This is a genomic window from Pseudarthrobacter cellobiosi, from assembly GCF_023913815.1.
Classification (GTDB): domain Bacteria; phylum Actinomycetota; class Actinomycetes; order Actinomycetales; family Micrococcaceae; genus Arthrobacter; species Arthrobacter cellobiosi.
Window position 1 is genome coordinate 419,358 of the sequence record NZ_JAMXBK010000028.1, and the last position, 20,820, is coordinate 440,177.

21 protein-coding genes and 1 pseudogene are annotated in these 20,820 nt (G+C 65.6%); 8 read left to right on the forward strand and 14 right to left on the reverse strand.

Translation table 11 applies throughout. From position 1 onward, the window contains the following. Positions 1-13 precede the first annotated feature (13 nt). Both NG701_RS20150 and NG701_RS20155 read right to left on the reverse strand, forming a co-directional pair. On the reverse strand, positions 14-1,750 hold the full coding sequence (locus NG701_RS20150) for a DUF7059 domain-containing protein (protein ID WP_252570311.1): 1,737 nt from the start codon (positions 1,748-1,750) through the stop codon (positions 14-16). 39 nt (positions 1,751-1,789) lie between these two features. Next, positions 1,790-2,482 (reverse strand): MerR family transcriptional regulator, encoded by a 693-nt coding sequence (locus tag NG701_RS20155; protein ID WP_252570590.1) that lies wholly within the window; start codon positions 2,480-2,482, stop codon positions 1,790-1,792. 210 nt (positions 2,483-2,692) lie between these two features. On the opposite strand from NG701_RS20155, the gene srmL reads away from it, so the two are divergent. From srmL to NG701_RS20175, 4 genes are all read left to right on the forward strand, one after another. Continuing rightward, on the forward strand, positions 2,693-3,850 hold the full coding sequence (gene srmL / locus NG701_RS20160; RefSeq protein ID WP_252570313.1) for a PheS-related mystery ligase SrmL: 1,158 nt from the start codon (positions 2,693-2,695) through the stop codon (positions 3,848-3,850). Positions 3,851-3,882: 32 nt separating this feature from the next. Then, a complete protein-coding gene (locus NG701_RS20165; protein ID WP_252570315.1) occupies positions 3,883-4,320 on the forward strand; it encodes a DUF6023 family protein in 438 nt (145 codons plus the stop codon). Positions 4,321-4,350: 30 nt separating this feature from the next. Beyond that, complete coding sequence (locus NG701_RS20170; RefSeq protein ID WP_252570317.1) at positions 4,351-4,950, forward strand: hypothetical protein; 600 nt, start codon at positions 4,351-4,353, stop codon at positions 4,948-4,950. A 151-nt stretch (positions 4,951-5,101) separates the two neighbouring features. Further along, positions 5,102-5,620 carry a DUF6023 family protein gene (locus NG701_RS20175; RefSeq protein WP_252570319.1) on the forward strand — a complete coding sequence of 173 codons (519 nt, stop codon included), beginning with the start codon at positions 5,102-5,104 and terminating at the stop codon, positions 5,618-5,620. Between the two features lie 37 nt (positions 5,621-5,657). Here the strand turns inward: NG701_RS20175 and trhO are convergent, their stop codons facing one another. Further along, positions 5,658-6,551, reverse strand: coding sequence for an oxygen-dependent tRNA uridine(34) hydroxylase TrhO (gene trhO / locus NG701_RS20180; RefSeq protein WP_252570321.1), 894 nt, complete (start codon positions 6,549-6,551; stop codon positions 5,658-5,660). Between the two features lie 89 nt (positions 6,552-6,640). Then, on the reverse strand, positions 6,641-6,838 hold the full coding sequence (locus NG701_RS20185) for a hypothetical protein (RefSeq protein ID WP_252570323.1): 198 nt from the start codon (positions 6,836-6,838) through the stop codon (positions 6,641-6,643). A 94-nt stretch (positions 6,839-6,932) separates the two neighbouring features. Here NG701_RS20185 and NG701_RS20190 point away from each other — a divergent pair, with 94 nt between their 5' ends. Next, positions 6,933-7,625, forward strand: coding sequence for a GNAT family N-acetyltransferase (locus NG701_RS20190; RefSeq protein ID WP_252570325.1), 693 nt, complete (start codon positions 6,933-6,935; stop codon positions 7,623-7,625). Between the two features lie 27 nt (positions 7,626-7,652). Beyond that, positions 7,653-10,082: a DEAD/DEAH box helicase gene (sftH, locus tag NG701_RS20195; RefSeq protein WP_252570326.1), complete on the forward strand. Its 2,430-nt coding sequence runs from the start codon at positions 7,653-7,655 to the stop codon at positions 10,080-10,082. Here sftH and NG701_RS20200 read toward each other — a convergent pair. The 10 genes and pseudogenes from NG701_RS20200 to NG701_RS20245 all read right to left on the reverse strand — a co-directional run bounded on the left by NG701_RS20200 (position 10,055) and on the right by NG701_RS20245 (position 19,155). After that, complete coding sequence (locus tag NG701_RS20200) at positions 10,055-10,414, reverse strand: Rv3654c family TadE-like protein (RefSeq protein ID WP_252570328.1); 360 nt, start codon at positions 10,412-10,414, stop codon at positions 10,055-10,057. The two genes, sftH and NG701_RS20200, sit on opposite strands and share 28 nt — an antisense overlap. Continuing rightward, positions 10,411-10,929: a TadE family type IV pilus minor pilin gene (locus NG701_RS20205; protein ID WP_252570330.1), complete on the reverse strand. Its 519-nt coding sequence runs from the start codon at positions 10,927-10,929 to the stop codon at positions 10,411-10,413. Before NG701_RS20205 ends, NG701_RS20200 begins: the two co-directional genes overlap by 4 nt. Beyond that, positions 10,926-11,036, reverse strand: a pseudogene (locus tag NG701_RS20210) (DUF4244 domain-containing protein); the annotation flags it as partial. The pseudogene NG701_RS20210 and the gene NG701_RS20205, both read right to left, overlap by 4 nt. Before the next feature lie 16 nt (positions 11,037-11,052). Then, complete coding sequence (locus NG701_RS20215) at positions 11,053-12,606, reverse strand: recombinase family protein (RefSeq protein WP_252570332.1); 1,554 nt, start codon at positions 12,604-12,606, stop codon at positions 11,053-11,055. Positions 12,607-12,661: 55 nt separating this feature from the next. Beyond that, positions 12,662-13,087 (reverse strand): hypothetical protein, encoded by a 426-nt coding sequence (locus tag NG701_RS20220; RefSeq protein ID WP_252570334.1) that lies wholly within the window; start codon positions 13,085-13,087, stop codon positions 12,662-12,664. A 369-nt stretch (positions 13,088-13,456) separates the two neighbouring features. Next, positions 13,457-13,738: a hypothetical protein gene (locus NG701_RS20225; RefSeq protein ID WP_252570336.1), complete on the reverse strand. Its 282-nt coding sequence runs from the start codon at positions 13,736-13,738 to the stop codon at positions 13,457-13,459. 239 nt (positions 13,739-13,977) lie between these two features. Next, on the reverse strand, positions 13,978-16,068 hold the full coding sequence (locus tag NG701_RS20230) for a bifunctional DNA primase/polymerase (RefSeq protein ID WP_252570338.1): 2,091 nt from the start codon (positions 16,066-16,068) through the stop codon (positions 13,978-13,980). Beyond that, positions 16,061-16,255 carry a hypothetical protein gene (locus NG701_RS20235; RefSeq protein WP_252570340.1) on the reverse strand — a complete coding sequence of 65 codons (195 nt, stop codon included), beginning with the start codon at positions 16,253-16,255 and terminating at the stop codon, positions 16,061-16,063. The genes NG701_RS20230 and NG701_RS20235 overlap by 8 nt, the downstream gene beginning before the upstream one ends. A gap of 768 nt (positions 16,256-17,023) precedes the next feature. Beyond that, entirely contained in the window at positions 17,024-17,161 is a 138-nt protein-coding gene (locus tag NG701_RS20240) for a hypothetical protein (RefSeq protein ID WP_252570342.1), read from the reverse strand. An 809-nt stretch (positions 17,162-17,970) separates the two neighbouring features. Continuing rightward, positions 17,971-19,155 carry a phage major capsid protein gene (locus NG701_RS20245; RefSeq protein ID WP_252570344.1) on the reverse strand — a complete coding sequence of 395 codons (1,185 nt, stop codon included), beginning with the start codon at positions 19,153-19,155 and terminating at the stop codon, positions 17,971-17,973. Between the two features lie 293 nt (positions 19,156-19,448). Between NG701_RS20245 and NG701_RS20250 the strand changes: the two genes are divergently transcribed. Then, entirely contained in the window at positions 19,449-19,823 is a 375-nt protein-coding gene (locus NG701_RS20250; protein WP_252570346.1) for a hypothetical protein, read from the forward strand. Between the two features lie 27 nt (positions 19,824-19,850). Beyond that, positions 19,851-20,420 (forward strand): hypothetical protein, encoded by a 570-nt coding sequence (locus NG701_RS20255; RefSeq protein WP_252570347.1) that lies wholly within the window; start codon positions 19,851-19,853, stop codon positions 20,418-20,420. The last annotated feature ends 400 nt before the right edge of the window (positions 20,421-20,820 follow it).

Here is a 20,820-nt window from a genome sequence, read left to right on the forward strand (position 1 = left end):
GCCCGCCAAACCACTATTCAGCAGGCTCGGAAGGAACCAGGAAACCGTCGCTGACCAGGTTCGCGACGTCGTCGAGCAGCCTGGTCCGGAACGCGTCACCGTCGAACCCGTCCTCTCCGGCGAGGCTCCCGCCGAGCAGCGCCGCGAGGGCACCGATGATCTGGCCGCCGGAGAGGTCACCGTCGCAGGCGGAGACAAATCCGGCGAGTTCGGTGCTGAGCAGGTTGGTCCGGCGCAGGCCCGCACCCTGCCGCAGCAGGATCACGCCGGGGTGCTCGGCGCCGGGGCGCTGATGGCGTTCCTCGGTGACGTCGTCCGCGACGAGCAGGTGCGCGTCCGCCAGGCTGTTGGCGGCCAGCCAGTCGGAACGCTCGACGGCGGCGCCCAGGTGGGGCCCGATGGGCTGCTCAATGGGGTACGTGATTTCCTCGAAACGGCTGATGGAGGCGGCGCCGGGTCCCGCTTCCGGTCCGGCGACCTGTCCCGCCGGCCGGCGCAGCCAGATCATCCCGAAGCCGATCCCCGCCACGTTCCGGGACCCGAAGTCCGCCAAGTAGGCCGCGTAAGCGTCTCGGTAATGCCTCCGGTCGCGGGATTCGGACGCGTCCTGCAGCCACGTTTCGGCGTACTGCTCCGGGCCCACCTGCTCGCGCTGGATGAACCAGGCATCCGCGTCCGGACCGATCCAGCTCTTGGGCCTCTCGTGCCACTCGGTCCCGGCGGGAATTTCCCAGTTGCCCAGCATCTGCGCGGTGCCGCCCGGGGCCAGCGCACCGGGCAGCGCCGCCACCAGCGAGGACACAATGTCATCGCCGGGCAGCCCGCCGTCGCGGTAGGTGAACTGTCCGGACGCGGCTTCGCCCAGGGTCCTCGGCGTGATCACAAAGGGCGGGTTGGACACCACTAGCTCGAATTCCTCCCCGGCTACGGGCTCCAGGAGCGACCCCAGCCGAAGGCTCACCCGGTCCTCCAGGTGTTCCGGGTCCAGGTGCAGGGCCGCGGCATTAAGTAGGAGGTTAAACCGGGTGAAGGCCAGGGCCCGCTCCGAGATGTCCGTTGCCGTCACATGCTCGGCATGGTGCAGGAGGTGGAAGGACTGGATGCCGCAGCCCGTGCCCAGGTCCAGGGCCTTGGCGACGTGGCGGCGGACGGTGGTCTGCACCAGCGTGGTGGACGCCTGCCCGATCCCCAGCACATGGTCGTGCCGCAGCATGCCGGCCTGCTGGTGCGCGGCGAGGTCGCTGGCCACCCAGAGTTCGGCGCCGCCGCTGCCGTCCTCATTGGCGTCCCAGCCGTACGGCCGCAGATCCGCTTTTGCCTGCAGCAAGTCCTGCGCCGGCTGATCGGCGGCGGGCAGCTCAGCGCCGGGCCGATCTGGGCCGGGCACGGGCTCGAGCAGCCCCAGCTCGACCAGGCCGTCAGCCCGGATTCCCGGCAGGGCGGCGTCGAGCGTTTCCCGCGTCTGCGGTTCCGCCAGGAGCCAGAGACGCACGACGGCGGCGAGCGCCGCCGTCGTCTTCTCACCGTGCGCAGCCTCACCCTCCGTGGCACTCTCGGTGGCTAGCAGCGCCGGGATGATCTGGTCCCGGTTCAGCGCGCGGTAGGCTGACTCGCCCAGCAGCCCCGCCACGCCGTCGAGCGTGTAATCCACCCGGCGCAGGTCCGCGGCGAGCGCCGTCAGCAGCCCGGGGAGGTCGCTGCGCGGGGCATCGGGGGTGTTGCCGGCCAGGAAATGCGTGGAATCAGTCACCGCCCAAGTCTATTGGCGGGCAGGCTTCCTCCTGACGGGCTACAGGTTCTCCGCCGCGTAGATCTTCAGGCCATCCCGGACGAAGCCGGCACCCTCCGCGCCGCCGTAGTTCTTCGCGAACCGGGGGTCCGCAACGTACATTTCGCCGAGCCCGGTGACGTATGCCTTGACGTCACCCTTGCCGCGGGCGTCCGACGCCGGGGTGCCCGGGATGCCGGTCAGCCATTCGACGTGCCGCCTGGCGATGTCCTGGGCCGCCGCGCTGTCCGGTGCGATACCCGCCGTGGCGGCGGCGATCCAGTCCTCGCCCAGCTGCTGCGAGCGCTGCTTCCACGCCGCCTTCTTCTCGGTGCTCATGCCGCGCCACCACGAATCCCCCTTCGCGTAGGCATCCTTGCCCCAGCGTTCTTCCACTTCGTCCTTGTACTGCGTGTGGTCGAAACCGCTGAACATGTCTTCTGCCATGATTTCGCCACCTCCTTTCACTGCTTCGATGGTTTGTGTGACCGACGCGATCTGCCGCGCCAGCCTGACCCGTTCCTGCTTGAGAGATTCGAGATGCCCGGTAAGGGCTTCGGCGGCGTCCGTTTCGTCGTCGAGCACCTGGCTGATCACCGGCAGGCCCAGCCCCAGCCCGCGTAGGAGCAGGATGCGCTGGAGCTGCACCAGCGCATCCTGGTTGTAGTAGCGGTAACCGTTGTGGCCGGTGCGGCTGGGCTTGAGCAGGCCGATGTCGACGTAGCGTCAAGGTCAAGAGCCTTAGGAAGGTGCGGCGTATCATGGACGCATGCATAGGCAGCAGCGATTTATCAGCCCTCGGCCGCTCACCGGCCGCACGGGCTTCCCATCGCGCGCCTGACTGGCGCTGCCGGGGTCCGTCCGGCTCAGCGGTTGAGGGTGATCTCCCCCTCCCCTACCTGATGCACCAAAGGACCCCCGAACATGAAGACTTACCTCTCCCTCAGCCAGCTCAACTCCGCCCTTTCCCTGCGCGACCTTTCCGATCCCGGCGCCGGCCCGCACGCCATGCAGCTGCTCTTGGCCGACTTGGTTGCGGCGCTGGAGCGACTCTGGGGCGTGCCGTCCCGGACGCACCGGCTCAACCCGCTCGTGGCCACCGCTGACAACTATGACCGGCTGGGATACTCGCCCGACGACGTCACCCGGGACTCGCGCTATTCCCGCCACGTGAGCCCCACGGTGATGCTCCGGAGCCATGCGTCCGCGGGCATCCCGGCGCTGCTGGATTCGCTCCGCGGCGAGCTGGGCCACTACGACGAACTGCATGTGCTCCCGGGCCTGGTGTACCGGCGCGATGCGATCGACCGAACGCATGTGGGCGCCCCGCACCAGGTGGACCTCTGGCGGCTCAAGGCGCGCGGGCTGCTTGGTCCTTCCGACCTGGACGCGATGATGGAGGCGGTGGTGGAGGCGGTGCTCCCCGCGGCGCTGTACCCGGACGTGCAGTGGCGTTCTACCGCGGCGCGGCACAGTTATACCGCAGCAGGACGGCAGCTGGACGTGCTGATGACGCAGCCGGATGGGCGCCCCGAGTGGCTGGAGCTGGCGGAGTGCGGGCTGGCGGCCGCTCCGGTCCTGCGTGGCTCCGGCCTGGACCCGCGGCGCTGGGCGGGCCTGGCCCTCGGCTTGGGGCTGGACCGGGCGCTGATGCTGCGGAAAGGCATCGCGGACATCCGCCTGTTGCGCTCGGGGCATCCGGACGTCCAGTCGCAGATGCTTGACCTAGCGCCGTACCGTTCCGTCTCCGCCATGCCGGAAATCCGGCGGGACCTTTCGCTGGTGCTGGACACCGCCGCCGATGCCGACGTCGAACTCCTGGGCGACCTTGTCCGCACCGCCCTCGGTCCGGACGCCGAGGTCCTGGCGGCTTTGGAGGTCGTGGCCGTGACCACGACGGCCGAGCTGCCGCCGACCGCCGTCGAGCGCCTCCGGATGGATGCCGGGCAGGTCAACGTTTTGCTGCGGCTGGTGCTGCAGCCGCTGGACCGGACGCTGACAGACGGGGAGGCCAACATCCTGCGGGACAGGGTGTACCTTGCGGTGCACCGCGGCGAAGGACAGGAGCTGATCGCCGGGTGAAGACGGCCCCGATCGCCCGGTAAGTTAGAAGCATGGTTCCGTTTCCTTCCTCCATGGCGCGCGCCCTCTCCGCTGTGGCTGCAGCAGCTGTCCTCCTCGGCGTCTCGGGCTGCGCGCAGCAGCTTTCGGTGGAGAACGCCGATGTGCCGGCCTGGAAGGCCACGGCGATGCCGTCGGCCAGCGGCATCGTTGCCGAGGATTCCGGCAAGATCCTCAACGCCCAGCCCATTGACCACACGGAAAACGTGCCGGCAGGCAAGTACACGCTGACACTCGTCTGCGAAGGCGGCGGCAAGGCCTTCCTCGCAGTGCGGTCCGGCGGCAAGGAACTCGCCGACCTCGGGGCGGCCTGCTACGGCGCGCGGGAGTCCATCAAGATCACGCTCCTGGAATCCGGACCGCTGGAGCTCAGCGCCTCCAGCGTCGATGCGCCGCTGATCTACGCCTACCAGCTGGTAACCGCGGGTTAGTTGCCAGCCGCTCGGCGGTAGGCTCGGGGAATGGCATTTCTTGGGGGAAAGTCCGGTGCGCGCCGATCCATGCCGCGGGGAGCTGCGGCGGCCGCCTGCATGCTCGTGGCAGCGTTCGGTTTGAGTGCGTGCGAGTACGCGGATTCCGAACCTCTGCCAGGCGCGAGCACCGCCGCGCTGCCACCGGTTCCTGGCGATGGGCCAGGCAGTCCCAGTGCCCAAGAAGAGGCCCGCCAACTTGAACTAATCGCCGAGGTGGAGGCGCAGCTCGGACCGGAAACGGACCGCAGGGTGGCGTCAACGCTGGGCGGCATGGGAAACACCGGCTCAAGCCTGATGGGTTTGGTGCCGGACCACGGCTCCTATCTCATTCGGGTAGCCTGCAGCCCCAGTCTCGGCCCCGCGGCGAAGCTCACCGTTTCGCAGGGCAGTGTCCAGCTCCTGGACCTTCAGGTTCTCTGCGGCGATCCCTTCGAATCCACCGTGCAGCTGACGGCCGGACGGGTGACGGCTACGCTGGCGCCCACCAGCGGCGGAGAATCCTCGGTCGCCGCCCTTCGCATCGAAAAGGCTCCTGCCGGACCGCTGGCCGGTCCGGCCCCCGTAGCCCCGGCAAGCAGCAGCCCCTAACTCCCCCGACCAGCCCTCCCCTCACTTCCGCGAGGCTCTGGATTGGGGTCCGTGCCGGGCATAGAGTCGGAGTATGCCCGCAACGCTGGGGGCGCCGCCGCCCCGGAGGGCGGTACCTCGTCCGGGTGCTTGCCCGTCCCGGTCGGTATCCATGCGCACCCGAGTGAGGGCCGCCGTCGTGCTCTGGACGGCGGGCGCCCTGATGGCCGGATCTGCGCTCGCCGGATGTGAATACACGTACGACGAAGGGTGGCGTCCCGCGGAGAACGCCCCGGCCGTGCCGGAGGTGACCGTGCCGGGGTCGCGCGCTGAGCTGTGGCGGAACGATCCCGTCAGCGAGGCTGAAATGGAGGCCTGGCTGACGGAGTCCCAAGTGGGGCCCGGCCTGCAGGTGGCGCACAGGACATTCGGCCTGTTGCGCGCGGAGGAAATCCGCGCGGACGCCACGGAGCCCGTCCCCGCGGGAACCTACGTCCTCGTGCTGGTGTGCCGGAGCCAGCGGCGCGTCGACTTCAAAGTCCGCAATGACGAATTCACCATGGTGGACCTCAGCCTCCGCTGCGGATCACGGCGCGAAAGCGTGATCTACCTGTCCAAGGAAACGGTGCTGCATTTCCAGGTTGAAGCGCAGTCCCCCGCCAATTTCGCCTACCGGCTGGCCCGGCTCTGAACTTTTGTGCCTGCCAGCTTTGAACCGGCCGCACCGTTCAGGCCGCGCAGCCTTCGGGGCATCGCAGCGTCTCCGGGCTGGCGGCACACTCCGCGCAGTACAGCGTCAGCGTGCGGCAGCTCGGGTTGGAGCAGTTCTCGAACTTACTCGTGGGCGCGGCACAGCGGACGCACTCCCCGATGGTCTTCGCGTCCTCGCTGAATTCCAGGTGCATGCGTTTGTCGAACACGTAGAGCGAGCCTTCCCAGAGGCCCTGGTCCTTAAACGTTTCGCCGTAGCGGACGATGCCGCCGTCGAGCTGGTACACCTGCTTGAAGCCGCGGTTCACCATCAGGCTGGAGAGCACCTCGCAGCGGATGCCGCCGGTGCAGTACGTGACCACCGGCTTGTCCTTGAGGGCGTCGTACTTGCCGGAGTCGAGCTCCTTGATGAAATCGTGGGTGGTGGCCACGTCGGGGACGATCGCGTCCTTGAACTTGCCGATCTGGGCTTCGAAGGCGTTGCGGCCATCGAAGAACACCACGTCCTCGCCGGCCTGTTTCGTGGCCTCCACCAGTTCGTGCAGTTCTTCGGGCTTCAGATGAGTGCCGCCGCCCACCACGCCGTGCTCATCCACCTTGAGTTCGCCGGGCGCGCCGAAGGAGACGATCTCGTCCCGGACCTTAACGCTCAGCCGCGGGAAGTCCTCCGCGCCGCCGTCGGACCATTTCACGTCGATGCCGTGGAAACCCTTGTATTCGCGTGTGGTCTTCACGTATTGCTTGACCGCCCCGATTTCGCCGCCCACCGTGGCGTTGATGCCGTCCTTGGAAATGAGGATGCGTCCGGTCAGCCCGAGTTTTTCGCACAGGGCACGTTGCCAGAGCCGCACCGCGTCCGGATCTGCGATGGGGGTAAAGCCGTAAAAGAGCACAATTCGGTTCAAAGCCACGTATTTAAGGGTACTGGGTTGCCGGGCACCGGACCCGCCGGTTGGCCGGGGCTAAGGCTGCGCTGCTGCGGTGGCGGCGTCGCGCCTGTTCAGGGCGGTTTCACCTGCCCGGTACCCCAGGACGACGACGGCGAAGGGCACCACCGTGGCCGTCGCGGCGACCGCGAAAGCATCCGCGCCACCGTCTCCCAGTACCTTGCGCCGCCCACCATGGCCACCATTAAGGCGACACAGACCAGCAGGGGCAGCGGAAATATGTTCTTGGACAGATCCTTGGTGGCGGGCATGCCGTCAGTCTTGTCTGGTCACGATTCCATAATCAAGTCACATCGGGGCACCCTACCCCTGTTGCTTGTGTCGGGGCTGGAATACCCTCATGACATGAGTCCGGACGCCTTGGTTGAAGACATCACACGCCTTCTTGAAGTTTGGGTAGCTGGCTGGGCCGGCTGCCGCGGTTACCAGATATCGGTTGAGGGCCGCTTCCCCGCCGCACTGCGGGCCGACACTACCGGGGAGTGGGAATATTTTGCCCACGACCCCTCCGATGACGAGTTCGCGGCCCTGGCTGCGAAGACCGCGGAGGCTCCGGCCAGGGTCCTGACCATCCTCAGCAACAATCCCGCCCGCTTCACGGCACTGGCCCAACAGCACGGACTGAACGTTACGTCCGCATCGCAGGCCATGATGATTGTGGACATGTCCACCCAGGATACGGAAGATCCGTGGCTCTCCGACGATGACCTGAACATGGTCACCTCCGAACTCGACGGCGTCCACCACGCGGTGGTCCGCTCGGGTGACACGGTGGCGGCGAGCGGCAGGGTTTTTGTGGTTGGCGAGACTGCAGTGTTCGACAAGATTGTGGTCCAACCCGCGTTCCAGCGCCGCGGCCTGGGCAGCTTCATCATGAAGGCCCTTGCTGCGCAGGCCATCGGACCGGATGTAGAGAACGGCCTGTTGCTGGCCTCCATCGACGGCCAGAAGCTGTATTCCCATCTGGGCTGGTCCACTGTTTGCCGCGTACTGATGCTGTCCACGTCTGATGAAGGCGCAGACCTTTCCGTGGGGTGATTTTTCCCCGGGTGAAAGAATGTTTGGGTGAACCCCCATGACTCCCTGATTCCTTTGCTGGGCCGAGGCCCGGACCCGGAGCAGCTGCGTCATGTCCGCACCATCCCCGCCCGCCAGGCAGTCCACGAACCGTGGCCGGCGTGGGCGCATCCGGATCTTGTGGCCGCTTATGGCTCCCTGGGCATCCACAAGCCCTACCGGCACCAGATCCAGGCCGCCAACCTGGCCCACTGCGGCGAGCACGTGGTCATCGCCACCGGCACCGCCTCCGGTAAGTCCTTGGCCTACCAACTGCCGGCGCTCGACGCCATCCACCGCTCCGAACTGCGCGTCCTGTCCGAACCGGGAAAAATCCACGACGACGGCGCCGTGACGCTTTACCTCTCCCCCACGAAGGCACTCGCTGCCGACCAGCTCGCAGCCATCCGTTCCTTGAAACTGCCCACCGTGCGGGCCGAGACGTACGACGGCGACACCGACCCCGCGTCCCGCCGGTGGATCCGGGACCACGCCAATTTCATCCTGGCGAATCCGGACATGCTCCACTTCGGCATCCTTCCCAATCATGCCTGGTGGGCCAGCTTCTTCCGGCGGCTGCGGTACGTGATTGTGGATGAGGCCCACAGCTACCGTGGGGTGTTCGGCTCGCACGTGGCCAACCTGATGCGCCGGCTGCGACGCATCTGCGCGTACTACGGTGCCGGGACAACCCATCCCGGTCCGGTGTTCATCGCCGCGTCTGCCACAGCATCTGAGCCAGGCACATCGTTCGGCCGCCTGATCGGGGCACCGGTCCGGGCCGTTGCCGAGGACTGCTCGCCGCATGGTTCCACCACCGTTGCTTTCTGGGAACCTGCATTGACCGAGCTCAAGGGCGAGAACGGCGCCAAGGAACGCCGCACGGCCGTTGCTGAAACGGCCGATCTGCTGGCGAACCTGGTTTCGTCCCGGATCCGGACCATCGCTTTCATCAAGTCGCGCCGCGGTGCGGAAACGATCGCTTCGATCACCAAGCGCCTTTTGGACGAAGTGGATCCCAGCCTTCCCCAACGCGTGGCCGCTTACCGTTCCGGGTACCTTCCGGAAGAACGGCGGGCCCTGGAAAAGGCCTTGAGGTCAGGCGAACTGCTGGGTGTCTCCAGCACGTCCGCCCTTGAGCTGGGGATCGACATTTCCGGGCTGGATGCCGTCCTGGTGGCGGGCTGGCCAGGCACCAGGGCGTCGCTGTTCCAGCAGATCGGCCGGGCAGGGCGCGCGGGCCAGGATGCCATTGCCGCGTTTGTGGCCAGCGATGATCCGCTCGACACCTACCTGGTGAACCATCCGGAGGCGATTTTCGACGTGTCAGTGGAGGCCACCGTCTTTGATCCCTCCAATCCGTACGTGCTGGGGCCGCATCTGTGTGCCGCCGCCGCGGAGCTTCCGTTGGGCGTGGCTGAGCTGGCACTGTTCGGCGGCACAGCAGAGAAGCTGTTGGGGCAGCTCGTGGCGCAGGGCTATTTGCGCCGCCGGCCGGCGGGCTGGTTCTGGACGCACTCCCAGAGCGCTGCGGCCATGGTGAACCTTCGCGCCGACGGAGGCGGACCGGTGAGCATCGTCGACGCCGACACTGGCTCCCTCCTTGGGACGATGGACTCGCCTCAGACGCATTACCAGGCGCACACAGGGGCCATCTACGTGCACCAGGGCGACAGCTATGTGGTGGAGGACCTGAACGAAGACGACCACTGTGTGGTGGTCCGGCGCGCCAACCCCGACTACTACACAACGGCCCGGGACGTGACCCAGATCGAAGTGCTCGAAACACTCCGGACCGAGCACTGGGGCGATATCGCTGTGCACTTCGGCGATGTGAAAGTGACAACGCAGGTGGTTTCCTTTCAACGCAAGGCCTTGATCTCGAATGAAATCCTGGGCGAGGAGCCGCTGGAGCTGGGCGCCCGGGACCTGTTCACGAAGGCAGTCTGGTTTGTGGTGGAGAACCGTTCGCTGACAGGCGCCGGGCTGGTCGAGGCGCAATTCCCGGGGGCTCTGCACGCCGCCGAACACGCGGCGATCGGCCTGCTGCCGCTCGTCGCCTCCAGCGACCGCTGGGACATCGGCGGAGTGTCCACCGCCATCCACGCCGACACCGGCGTGCCCACCATCTTTGTGTACGACGGGCACCCCGGCGGTGCTGGCTTTGCCGAACGCGGCTTCGACAAGGCAAAGGTGTGGCTCTCCGCGACGCGCGACGCCATCAAGGCGTGTGAATGCGAGTCGGGCTGCCCGTCCTGCGTCCAGTCCCCCAAATGCGGGAACAAGAACAATCCGCTGGACAAGGCTGCCGCCGTCACGCTCATCGACGTCCTCCTCAAAGACGCGCGTGAAATGCCTCCCGGCGGTGCGGAATTCCTGGCCAACACAGAGCCATTCAGCACCACAGCCGCTCAGGGCGGCGGTCCGGCCCGCGACTGACCGGTTGCGGCGCCAACCAGTGTGCGTGCATTCAGCTCCGTTCGGACCATGACGGTCTGGCCGGCCCCTTCCGTACAGCTGACGAGTGCCGCATCATGGCGGGCTGCTACCTCGGCGGCCACCGTGCAGGGGTCTCCGGACGTGATCCCGCGCAGGGCATCGGCCGCGGCCAGGGCAGCGAGGTCCGCCGCTGCCGCTGCCCTGCTGGCCATCGCCGCGGACTGTGCGAACAACAACATCAGGGCCATCGCCATGATGACAACCAACGCCAGGCCCGCAGCCAGTACTGTTCCCGAACCGCGCTCCGGATTTTCCTCGAGTTGCCTGTTCACGCGGCTGCCTCCTCCGGGGCCACGACCGGCTCCAACCGGGGAGTGGCCGCGGCGGCTGGCCTTTCGCTCCGCGTGGTGGCCCTGGCTGTGAGTGTCCAGGGCACAGTTGCCCCCAGCGGCCCGCCCACACCGTCAGCCACCGTGACGCTGAGCCACTCGCCCTCGGCCGCAACGGACGCCGTTGCCGACGTCCCAGCCAAGGTTGTGACGATCCCCTGCACTGCGGCCGGGTCCTCGCCGCGGGCCAGCGCCCTGGCGCCGGCCCGCGCCGCCTCCTCGAGCCTGAGCTGGGTTACGCCCGCGGAGGCTCCCGCCAAGAGCAGTGCGAGGAGCAACAGAACTGCCGGCAGCGCTACCGCGAACTCCGCCGTCACGGCGCCGTGGGCATTCCCCGGCCCACGGCGCCAGCGACGGAACGAGACCGCCGGACCCAGCACCACGCGGCTGCCCCCGCCCTGGTCCCGGCCGCTGCCACGGTCATTGGCCCGTTGCAGCGCTACCGGCGGCAGGCTCATGGCAAGGCCAGCGCCGTGCGGATGAGGTTCAACAGGAATCCGCGTACTTCGTCGCTGCGGAGAATGAAGACGAGAAGTCCGGCGAAGCCCACGGCGGCCAGCATAGCTGTCCTACTGGGTCTGCTACTGCGCCCGTGGGTCCAAGACACCACGGACGGTGACGGATTCCGGGAGGCCACCCACCAGGGGTCCGGCCACCTCCACGCGCAGGGCCAGCAGCTCCACCAGCTCCAGCCGCTCGGCGTCCCCGAAGTGCTGCAGCCGCTCCGCTGCCCGGTCGGCCAGGGCAGCAAGCTCGGTGAGCTGTCGGGCGTTGCCCCGTGCCCCAGGGCCAGCGGACTGCAGCGCGTCCAGCTTGGCCTTCACGTCTGCGAGCTGTGAGCGGTAGCGGGCCACCCGCACCAGCAGCTCCTCCGGCTCGTCCGCCATGAACGCCTCGTCCGTGGCCCTTTGGATCGCCCGGGTGAGCTTGCGGGACTGCTCCCCCAGCCGCTCCACCTCCTGCGCGTCCGCCTCACTCGTGGTCCCGTTCTGGGTCCACTCTGCCGCCAGTCTCAGCAGCCGCTCCCGATCGCCCAAGACGCCGACGACCTCGGCCCAGACCGCTGCATCCAGTTTGGCGACGTCGATCTGTCGGCAGTCGCACACCGGCTGGCCTGCCTTGGGCCTGCGCTTGCACTCCGGGCGGTAAACCGGCCTGCGGACCCCGGAACGCTCCAGGACCAGGACGCCGAGGTAGTGCCTCCCGCAGGTCCCGTGAACCCTCGTGGAGAGCCACTGCCGCTGCTGGTTGTCCTGCCGCTGGCCGGACCTCGGGGCAGCGTCCAAGACCTGCTGCAGCGCGTCGAAGGTCTCCCGGTCCAGCGGCGGCTCGGGCAGTTCCAGGACCACCGGGTCCCCGTGCTTGGGCTTGCCGGTGCGGGCGTCGGCCTGGGTCTTGAAGTAGCGGTCCCCGGTCTTGCCGGTGTGGCCCCAGCGGTGTTCCCCAGTGACCAGGGCCGGGTTCCGGAGCATGCGGCGGACCACGGTGTGGGACCAGTCGGCACCGGACCTTGTGGGGACGCCCTGGCTGTTTAGTTCGCGGGCGATTTCGCCCGTGGTCCGGCCTGCGAGCGCGGACTTCACCATTGACTGGAGCGTGTCGCGCTCTGCGGTGTCGGGGACGGGTCGCGCGTCCTTGCCCTTGCCCTCCAGCCGCCAGCCGTAGCTGGGTTGGCCACCGGGCCAGCCGGAGCGGGCAACCTTGGCGCGTTGTCCCGTGATGCTGCGCTCGCGGATCAGGTCGCGCTCCATCTCTGCAACCCCGGCGAGGATGGTGCGGGTGAGCTTGCCCGCGTTGGTCGAGAGGTCAATGTTTTCGCGGATCACGAACAGGGTTACGCCGAGGCGGTGCAGCTCGTCGGTGATCCGGATGGCGTGGGAGGCGCTGCGGCTCATGCGGTCCAGGGACGCCACGACCACGGCCTGGACCTCGCCGGAGCGGCACGCGGCCAGGAGCGCCTGCCACTGCGGGCGGTCGTCCTTGGCCCCGCTGAGGCCCTCGTCCACGAACTCGCCCGCGAGCTTCCAGCCCCGGCCCTTGATTACGGCTTCACACTTCTCCCGCTGGGTCTGCAGGGAGCTGCCGTGGTCCACCTGCCCGAGTGAACTGACCCGCCCGTACCATGCTGCCTTCATTGCTTCTCCTACAGCGCTGCCCCGGCTGTCGCCGGGGCTTGCTGGTGTTGGTTGGTTAGAGTGCGGTCCAGCTGCCTGAACCGTCGCGCTTGTCATTGATTTGGGTGACCTTGCCGTTGGTCCGGGTTGGGTAGGTCCAGCGGCCGCGCTTCACCGGCTCGGCGTCGGCCCACTTGCTGGCCTTGGCGGGCTTGTTTGCCTTGGCGGCCTCGCGGTCGGCCTGCGCCTGGGCCTTGGTCCGGAGCCGCAGCACCATGTTCTCGGCTTTGTTGCGGAGCGCTGCGGTCGGCAGGCTGGAGACGGCGGTGTCGTCGCCGGTTTCGGCGACGTACCGGGCCACGTTGCCTGCGTGCCGTGCGTCGTGCCCTGGGCGGTAGAGGCTCTTGCCCATCCTGCCGACAAGCTCCCCGCATCCGCAGTTGCAGTTGCCGCTCCCGGTGGCCAGTTCGGTTTCGGCGGGGGTCTGGGTCTTGGTGGTCATTTTCGGCTCCTCGGTGGTGATTTTGACTGGCTGTCAAGGGAAAAAATTCCATCGAAACACGCGAATTTTTCACGGCACAAGTATGTGCGGACCCCAAGGCGGCGGATTATCGCCGCCAAATGCAACATCCCCAGGCTTTACGGATAGAAATTATGGACTTCTTCTCTTTTATCAACGGCTTCTTCGCTTGGAGCCAAACGTCCCTTGGTTCGAACATCGTCGGGGCCATCGTCGGGTCGCTGGTGGTGAATTGGGTCACCGCCGCTGGCAAATTCTTCGTCGGGTTCTTTCGCTCGTTCCCAAATAGGTTCGTCCGTTGGCTGAAGCGGAGGGGGGACTGATGTGAAGCAGTCCGCCCTCCGCGAGTGCTCACTTTGCTTCGTCCCCGACCAGTGCTGACACCGTGGTGGTCGCGAGCCACTGCTTCCAGTACTTGATCGTCACGGGCAACCACTGCTGGACCTCGGCGTCCCCGCGCCGGGTCGTCCTGGCCCATTCCTTGACCTCGTGCAGGGTCGTCGGCACCTGAGCCAGCCTGCCCGCTGCAAGGTCCGCGAAGAGCCGCAGAGACAGTCGGCCAGCCACACTCGCCCGAGGTTGTCCTGCCAGCCACGGGAAGAATGCTGCCGGGTCCTGGTCTTTTGTGTTCATTTTCGCGCCTCTCTTGATGGGTTGCAGAGTAGGTGGAGCGGGTGGAGCCGCTCCACTATGGGGTGTTTGCAGGTCCGCTGTGATGGTTGTCACTGGCTCAACTCGTCGCCCGCGTCCTTCCGGGGTCTTTGTATGTTTAGTAGTAGTTATAAAAGGTCTCCGAAATCCCCACCCCGTGACGAGGCGTATGGAGGATAGGTGGAGGCTTCACCTCTCCACCCCCGCACCACATGGCCCGCTCACCGTGTAAGCCGAACTGCCGAGCCACGGTCCGAGTACTCGACCAGCAGTGGCGGGACTGAGGCCAGCATTGACTCGACCAGCTCTCGTGCCAGGGGTCGGGTCTCGCTGTCGAACTTGCGGTTGACCAGCTCGCTCTTCAAGATCCCGTCACGCCCTGCGCCGTCCACGTGCGCCAGGATCTTGTCCTGAGTCAATTGGATCTTCTCTCGCTTGGCAGACTCGACAGCCGACTCCCGGATTACCCCGGCGATCTTGCCCTTCTTCTGCGCCTCGGTCCGCTGGGACTCCGCGAGCTGTTCTTGCATCCAGGCCCGTGTCCGGTTGCTGACTTCCAGGACCACTCCGGCGAGCCGCCAGTCCTCCTCGTCCACGTGCTCCCGGCCGTCCATGATGGCAAGTGCCACGGCGAACTTGAGCCGGGTAAGTTGGGCGTGACCACCCATGACGGCCACTTTGCCCCGCACTTCATCGGCCCTGCGCTTCTTGATCCCGGCTATCACCGACTCGGGCAGCGGAATCTCAGTTTGACCGAAGTGGACGTCCCAAGGCTTACCAATCGAGAGGATTTCGCCAGTCCACTGAGTGGACGTCCACTCCTCGTCGGTCAGTGTTGGATCCAACACCGGGAACCAGAGGAAGCGCTGCGGCGTCCCTCCGTCAGCGTCGTTCAGCAGGCCCTCGGCCCTCCCCGGCTGGACCCCGGTAATGAAGCAGGCCCGGTAGCTGTGCGGGTCCAGGATCACAGCGCGGGTGTTGTCCGCGTTCTGCGCTCCGAGCTGCTCCCCGGACCACATCTTTCGGAGTGTGGCTGAGGTGGTCGAGCCGCCACGCGCATTAATCGCGGTGAGGGTGTCAACCTCGGAAGCGGTGAACAACACCCGGGTCTCGTGCTGGGTTTGTATTCCGGTTTTGGCGTCTTTGGTGGCGAACGCCTTAGAGATACCCTCGCCGGAACCGATCGGCAGGGTGGTCAGCTCTCCCGGTTCCAGCCCAAGCAGGTCACGGGCCACAGCCTCTGACGCTCCCTTGCCAGCACCGGACGGACCGACCAGCGCAACAAACGAGTTCAGCGACGCCACACCACCTACGATCGGTGGCAAAACAACATCAGGCGAAATCCGCGCCAGGACCATTACCGCCGCAGCACCCAGGGTTGGCCAAGGAGTGACCTGCCGTCCTATAGCGGCCTGCCTAATCAACTGGAGCGAGGGACGGGCGTTCCAGAAGTCCTCTGTACCCGCGAATATCGCTTGCAGGCTGTTGCCAGCAATCGCGGGCAGGACCTCGGCCCGGTTGACCCGTTCTCGGTGCCAGATGCTCTCGGCGGTCTTCTCGACCTCCTCCACCGGCAGGCCCCAGTCCTTGACCAGCGTGTTGATAGTCGCGAGGTAGAAGTCCTTCTCGTCGGAATCGAACCGAGGCGCGTAGTGACCGCAGAGCTTTGCGAGTTCTTGGTTTCGGCTACCTTCGGTGGGTGGCTTGGTCAGGATTTCCCCGACCGACGCCCGCCCAATGACACTCCCCGTCACCCCGTGGCCCTTCTCGCGGATCAGCAGAACCCGCAAGGCCTCTGGTGCCTCGGGCAGGTCCTCGACTCGCGGGAGGTCCCCCTCGTAGCGCTTGCCGTTGACCACCGAGCCAGGAGCGACCACGTAACCACCGTCCGAGCGGACATCAACCCCGGGCCGGATTCCTGCTGTGCTCCCCGCGTGTCCCCGGTAGTAGTAGTGGAACCCGCCGCTGGCAGTCGTTACGACGACTGGATCAGGCAGGTCCAAGCCCGCGACGAGCTTGGCGTATTCTCCGGGTCCGTCCTCGCCGTTCTTGACGTCGAGGTCGGGGCAAAGCAGACCGGACAGGCCAGCCGCGATTCCGACGTTGGCGTTTGGGTAGTCGTTCCACCAGCGGCGGATCTGGCCGGGGTCGGTCGTAGCGTCCTTGTAGCCCTCCGCGCCGTTCTTCTTGCTGAGCAGAGGTGTTTTGCCGTTGGGCCACAGCGGGAAGACCCAGTAGCCCAGGGCTGCAAGCGCCAGGGCCACTCCTCCCAGGGTCCGGGTGACGGGTTCAGCGTAGGGTGCTCTAACCATTGTTGGCCTCCTGCTCGTCAAGCAGAGCAAGGGCTGCTGCGACGCGGGCGTGATACGCCTTTAGGTTCTCGCTGATTGCTGCCCGGGCCTCGGGCGTCCCGTTCCGCTCACGGACCTTAGCCGCGATTTTGGCCTTCGTCTCGTCCGAGAGGCGCTTGTCCGTCTTCGGGATGTACTGGCGGGGCATTACTTCACCTCCCCGAACAGGAGTTCGAGCAGACGCTCGATGGAGGTGTGCTGGGTAGTGGTGGTGAAATCCACGGCCACGGCTGGGCTGTGGGAAGTTGGTGTAGTCGTCATTTCGACTGCTCCCTCGTCCTGAGAGGGGTGCCGTGAAACAACAAAGGCACCCCAAGATCCAGACCGGGACGACGGTGGGTCGTCCTTGGGATCGGAGTGCCTTTTGCACCGTCCTCGACATTAACCAGTTCGAGGAACTCGCACCTCGCGGTGCTACCGGCTGCTTGGTTGCAGCGGTGGAGTTACTTGGTTGTAACTTCCTACTTCTAGGAAAGCACGGGTCTTGGGTGCGGCGCAACTAGTTCGGAGATACGACGAGACCCGGCCTGTTTGTCGGGGTCACCACTCCCCGGGCCGGGTCTGCCGCTGGATCGAACGAGGGAACGTTCTACACCCCAATCAGAACACTGGGTTTGCCAGCCACACAACCAGGGGTCGTGGTGCCTGCGCGGGAACCCGAGAGCGGGCCTCCCTTGAACTGGGACGGCATGGGCGGTACTCGTAGCCCCGGAAGCCACGCGAGGTCCTCCGTAGTACCAAGACCGGGCGACGGGAGGCCCCGGACAGCAGAAGACCCCCGGTGATGCCACCGGGGGTCTTCTGTAGCTGCAGCCCAATGCAACTGGAAGGTGACGGGGAAGAACAGCGGGCTGAGGGCCGAAAACCCCGTCCCGAAAATCGGAACACGAGGTTTGGCTTGCCCGCAACCTCCCCGCTATTGGAGCAGCAGCAACCAGATCGGGCTCAGGAACACGACCAGGACAGTGACGTCCTTCGCCGTCTCGGCCGCTTCATGAACGGCCCTTGCCCAGGCGCGGCGGTTTTCTGTGCGCTTCTTACGCGCTGATTGCATTTTCACTATTTGACCTCTTCAGTAGTAACTTGCGGGGCCTGGCCGTCGCCGCCATACCTGGATATTCCTGCGCATTCCTGCACAGTCCAAGAAAGGCTTTGACTATAGGGATCCTTAACCACTACCTTGGGAGTACAACATAACCTCCGTTAGGTTGGCGATCGTTAGAACCGCTCTCCAGACTGATGGATACCTCGTCTCGACTTCCCAGGATTGCAGCCTGGGCGGCTTCTCGGACGGGGTTTGTTGCTTTAACACGCAGCCGGATTGCTGCTGTACATCCGATACTACTTGTAAGCCAGACGGCTCTTCGGAACCCCAAGATGATGTATTACAAGTACATCGATTAATGCACTTTTAATCCACAGGCAGGCACCCTCAAAAGGCCCGGCTTTCTGCCGTTTTCGTGAACGAAATCCACAGCCTGTGGAGTACTTAGCCACAATTAACGCCCTGCGTGTTGTGGAAAAGACCGCGTGTCGCTCCAAGTGCCTTACGGACAATCAAACGCGCGTTCGATCTGCTCCTCGCGCGTACGAACGCGCGTATGAGTCCCCCATCTAAGCCGGAGAGGGAGAGGACACTATCACGGTAGCCCTGTCCCCAAACTGGCCGCTGTCGCGGCGTCAATGCCTCCCATACGCGGAAGACCCCCGGTACCGGTTGAGCTGGTACCAGGGGTCTCCTGGGGTGGTGGAGCAGGTCGGTCTTTGAGTCGAAGAAGGAACTCTCGCGGCCTTCCGGGGCAAATGCCAAACTCCCGGTTGACTCCCGCAGCGGGTTGTCAGCCCGCCAGATCTTGCCGCTGGTTAGACGGTGACGAAGGTTCCCTTGACGATCGCCTTCGGGCGGGTGACCTCCAGGCCGAACCGGCCCTCGGTGCGGGCCTGGACCTGGTTCCGCTGGAACATGTCGCCCGGGGTTCCCCACTCGGTGCGGATTCCGCCGTCGCGACCGATGGCCACCGCATTCTCACCCAGGACGTAGTAGGAGTTGGGTACCAGTGCGGTACTAATGGCTACCGGTACTCCCCACGCGGTGCGCTTCTCGGCGTCGATGGCGTTGCCGGTGTCGAACTCGCCCGAGGTGTTGCGCTTGGTGGCGATGGCCTCCCAGTCGTTCGGGTTGAGGATGAACACCGACGGGGTCTCGCCCACTGTCTCCAGCTTGGTCAGCGCCTTGCGCATCTCAACCAGTTTGTCGGTGTTGCCTGCGGCTGAGGTGAAGAGCTGGATGCCAGACGTGTTGGCCAGCCCGGTCAGGTTGTCGCCTACGCCGTCGCCGGACAGCACCTGGGTTTCCAGGGCGACCGCGACCGACTGGGTGAGTTCCATTCCGACCCAGCCGCCGAGCGCCGCGTCGTCCTCCAGGACGAACTTGTCGATCGGTTCGGACAGGGTGGCAATGACGCTCAGCTTGCCGGGTTTCTTCTCCAGTCCCATTGCGGTCGTCGGCTTCAGCCCGCCTGCGGGAACAACCGCTGCGTTGTCGGTCCGGCTGACCTGCGCCAGGAAGGAGTAGGACGCGGGCCGGGGCACGGTCGGGATGTTCTGCAGGAAGGTCCGCAGCGGGCGACCGAGGGTGATTGGTGTCTGGTTGATCAGCGGTGTCCCAATGACCACCGAACCGTTGGTCACGAGGGCCTTGGAGCCGTAGCCCCGGTTTTCTTTCATGGCGTTCAGGAGGCTGTTGGAGTGGCCCTTGGAGCCGAGGTCCAGGTACTCCACCTCGCCGCTGCCCAGGCCGCTGGTGTCGGTGAAGTAGCCACCGTCCGGGGTGCGGACCAGCTCGGGTGCGGAGCCTGACTTACCGATGGCGTCCAGGAGCGCACGGCCCTTGGTGCCCTGGGTGAAGTCGTCGGCTGCTTTGATGGTGGCCTCGACCTCTGCGGCCTCGTCGGCGGTGAGGTTACGTCCGGCTTTGAGTGCGGACCCAACAAGCTCCTGGGCTGCGTCCAGTGCCAGGGTGCGTTCAGTAGCTGATTTGAATTTCATGGGGTGCTCCTTTCGAGAGCAGTAGAAGAGTTGACGCCTGAGGCGTCTGTTTCTACGGCTCGAAAGGACTAGCGGGCCTTGACCTTCGCTCCTCGCGGACCTTGCCCTTGCGGGTCCTCGGTCAGCTGGTGCGTCGGGTTCCTTGGCTGGCTGCGGTTCGACTGCCGTGAAGCCGTGGTTGGCGCGGGCTGGCCGATTCCTCGACGGACCCCATGTGGCCTGGCTTCATTTTCAGGGGAACACGCAGTTTGGCTGCGGCACAATCTGTCGGCCCCGCCTGCGATACTGAGGCCATGAATAATTGGGGATTCATTGTGACCGCGTCTGTCCTGGCTCTGCTCGTTGGCGGTTGTGCTGCCAAACCGGAGGCCAAGGAGGCACCACCCTCCGACCCCCTGGAGCAGATGCTGATTTCGTTCAACGGCAGCCCGTCGATGAGTGAAATCAAAGTGGCCATGAGCAATGCGTTCGCGGCCACCGACACTGCTGCAACGGACGAGAACTACAGCCGAGCGGGAAGCGTCCTCGTAGGGTTCCGCCAGGAATACGGCATCGACGAGATGGACATCCTGGAGTGCATCCCCGGGAGCGCCAACGACCCCAGGGTGAAGGACAATACCTTTGGCAGCATTGCTGCAGTCTGCTTAACCGACCTCAAGACGAAATAGCCCTTTGGGCCGAGCTAGGATGAGCGCATGCGAATAACTTGGGGGATATTGGCCGTGTCCGTGCTGGCGTTGACGGGGTGCGCGACAGCGACGAGCGCGAGTCCGTCGGCATCAGCCAAGACACCAGCGCCGTCTCCCACCACGACTACCAAGGCCGAGATTGGCGAGTCCATCTGCAAGGACGAAGCCGCAGATTCAACAGCCAAGACTGTAGACATTGACCAGGTCCGGCTGCTCAGCGACGGCAAACTGATGTTCATGACCTTCAACACCGTCGCTGATGTTCCGACGACGGGCAGGGTCCTGTATTCGGTGACTGCCTGGAGTCCGGACGGCAAGACGGGGTACCAGTTCGGGACCAAGTTTCAGAACGGCAAAGAAACCGACAACTTCGTCTTCAACATCAGCAAGGCCAAGCAGGAGAACATCACCAACGGAGCCGTGGCAGCCGACAAGCAGGTCAGCGCCCGGTACCCGCTCGCACAGCTCGCCGGACTCGGTGACAAGTTCAGTTGGTCCGCGACAGTGACCGTGGACGGCACCGATGTGGACCGCTGCCCCGGAGGCGAAGCCAAGACGCAGTTCCCCAACACTTAGGCGTCTCGCTGCCGCAGGCCCCGTGGGACTGCTCTGAGGGTGGCTATGGCATATTCGGCCGTTGCCATTCCGGCTTCTGAACCGGAGAGCCGGCGGCGGCGCTTCTTCAGTTCGCTGGCACCGGGGTACAGCTCCACCACGTTGCCAGCGAACTCTGGGGCCTCCTGTCGTTGGCAGGTACACGCGTCCAATCCTGCATTGGCAAGTGCTAAGGAGTCCCCTGCTGGGGTACCAGCAACTCCAGTACTGAGCTCCGGCGCAAGGGCGGAGAAAAGGCTGTTTTGGATGATGGTCATGGTGACGGTTTCCCTTCTGTGCTCCGGCCGAGTTGCCGGCTGATTCGACTCTTCCCGGCTCCGCAGATCTCAGTAAGTGCAAACATCCCGTAAGTGGATAAGCG

Excerpts from the sequence above, each read along its gene's own strand:
- NG701_RS20185 (WP_252570323.1), bottom strand. The coding sequence starts at position 6,838 with ATGCCCGCCACCAAGGATCTGTCCAAGAACATATTTCCGCTGCCCCTG.
- NG701_RS20245 (WP_252570344.1), bottom strand. The coding sequence starts at position 19,155 with ATGAAATTCAAATCAGCTACTGAACGCACCCTGGCACTGGACGCAGCC.
- srmL (WP_252570313.1), top strand. The coding sequence starts at position 2,693 with ATGAAGACTTACCTCTCCCTCAGCCAGCTCAACTCCGCCCTTTCCCTG.
- NG701_RS20255 (WP_252570347.1), top strand. The coding sequence starts at position 19,851 with ATGCGAATAACTTGGGGGATATTGGCCGTGTCCGTGCTGGCGTTGACG.
- NG701_RS20170 (WP_252570317.1), top strand. The coding sequence starts at position 4,351 with ATGGCATTTCTTGGGGGAAAGTCCGGTGCGCGCCGATCCATGCCGCGG.
- NG701_RS20215 (WP_252570332.1), bottom strand. The coding sequence starts at position 12,606 with ATGAAGGCAGCATGGTACGGGCGGGTCAGTTCACTCGGGCAGGTGGAC.
- NG701_RS20205 (WP_252570330.1), bottom strand. The coding sequence starts at position 10,929 with ATGAGCCTGCCGCCGGTAGCGCTGCAACGGGCCAATGACCGTGGCAGC.
- NG701_RS20250 (WP_252570346.1), top strand. The coding sequence starts at position 19,449 with ATGAATAATTGGGGATTCATTGTGACCGCGTCTGTCCTGGCTCTGCTC.
- NG701_RS20235 (WP_252570340.1), bottom strand. The coding sequence starts at position 16,255 with ATGCCCCGCCAGTACATCCCGAAGACGGACAAGCGCCTCTCGGACGAG.
- NG701_RS20165 (WP_252570315.1), top strand. The coding sequence starts at position 3,883 with ATGGTTCCGTTTCCTTCCTCCATGGCGCGCGCCCTCTCCGCTGTGGCT.
- NG701_RS20225 (WP_252570336.1), bottom strand. The coding sequence starts at position 13,738 with ATGAACACAAAAGACCAGGACCCGGCAGCATTCTTCCCGTGGCTGGCA.
- NG701_RS20230 (WP_252570338.1), bottom strand. The coding sequence starts at position 16,068 with ATGGTTAGAGCACCCTACGCTGAACCCGTCACCCGGACCCTGGGAGGA.
- NG701_RS20190 (WP_252570325.1), top strand. The coding sequence starts at position 6,933 with ATGAGTCCGGACGCCTTGGTTGAAGACATCACACGCCTTCTTGAAGTT.
- NG701_RS20175 (WP_252570319.1), top strand. The coding sequence starts at position 5,102 with ATGCGCACCCGAGTGAGGGCCGCCGTCGTGCTCTGGACGGCGGGCGCC.
- NG701_RS20240 (WP_252570342.1), bottom strand. The coding sequence starts at position 17,161 with ATGCAATCAGCGCGTAAGAAGCGCACAGAAAACCGCCGCGCCTGGGCA.
- NG701_RS20220 (WP_252570334.1), bottom strand. The coding sequence starts at position 13,087 with ATGACCACCAAGACCCAGACCCCCGCCGAAACCGAACTGGCCACCGGG.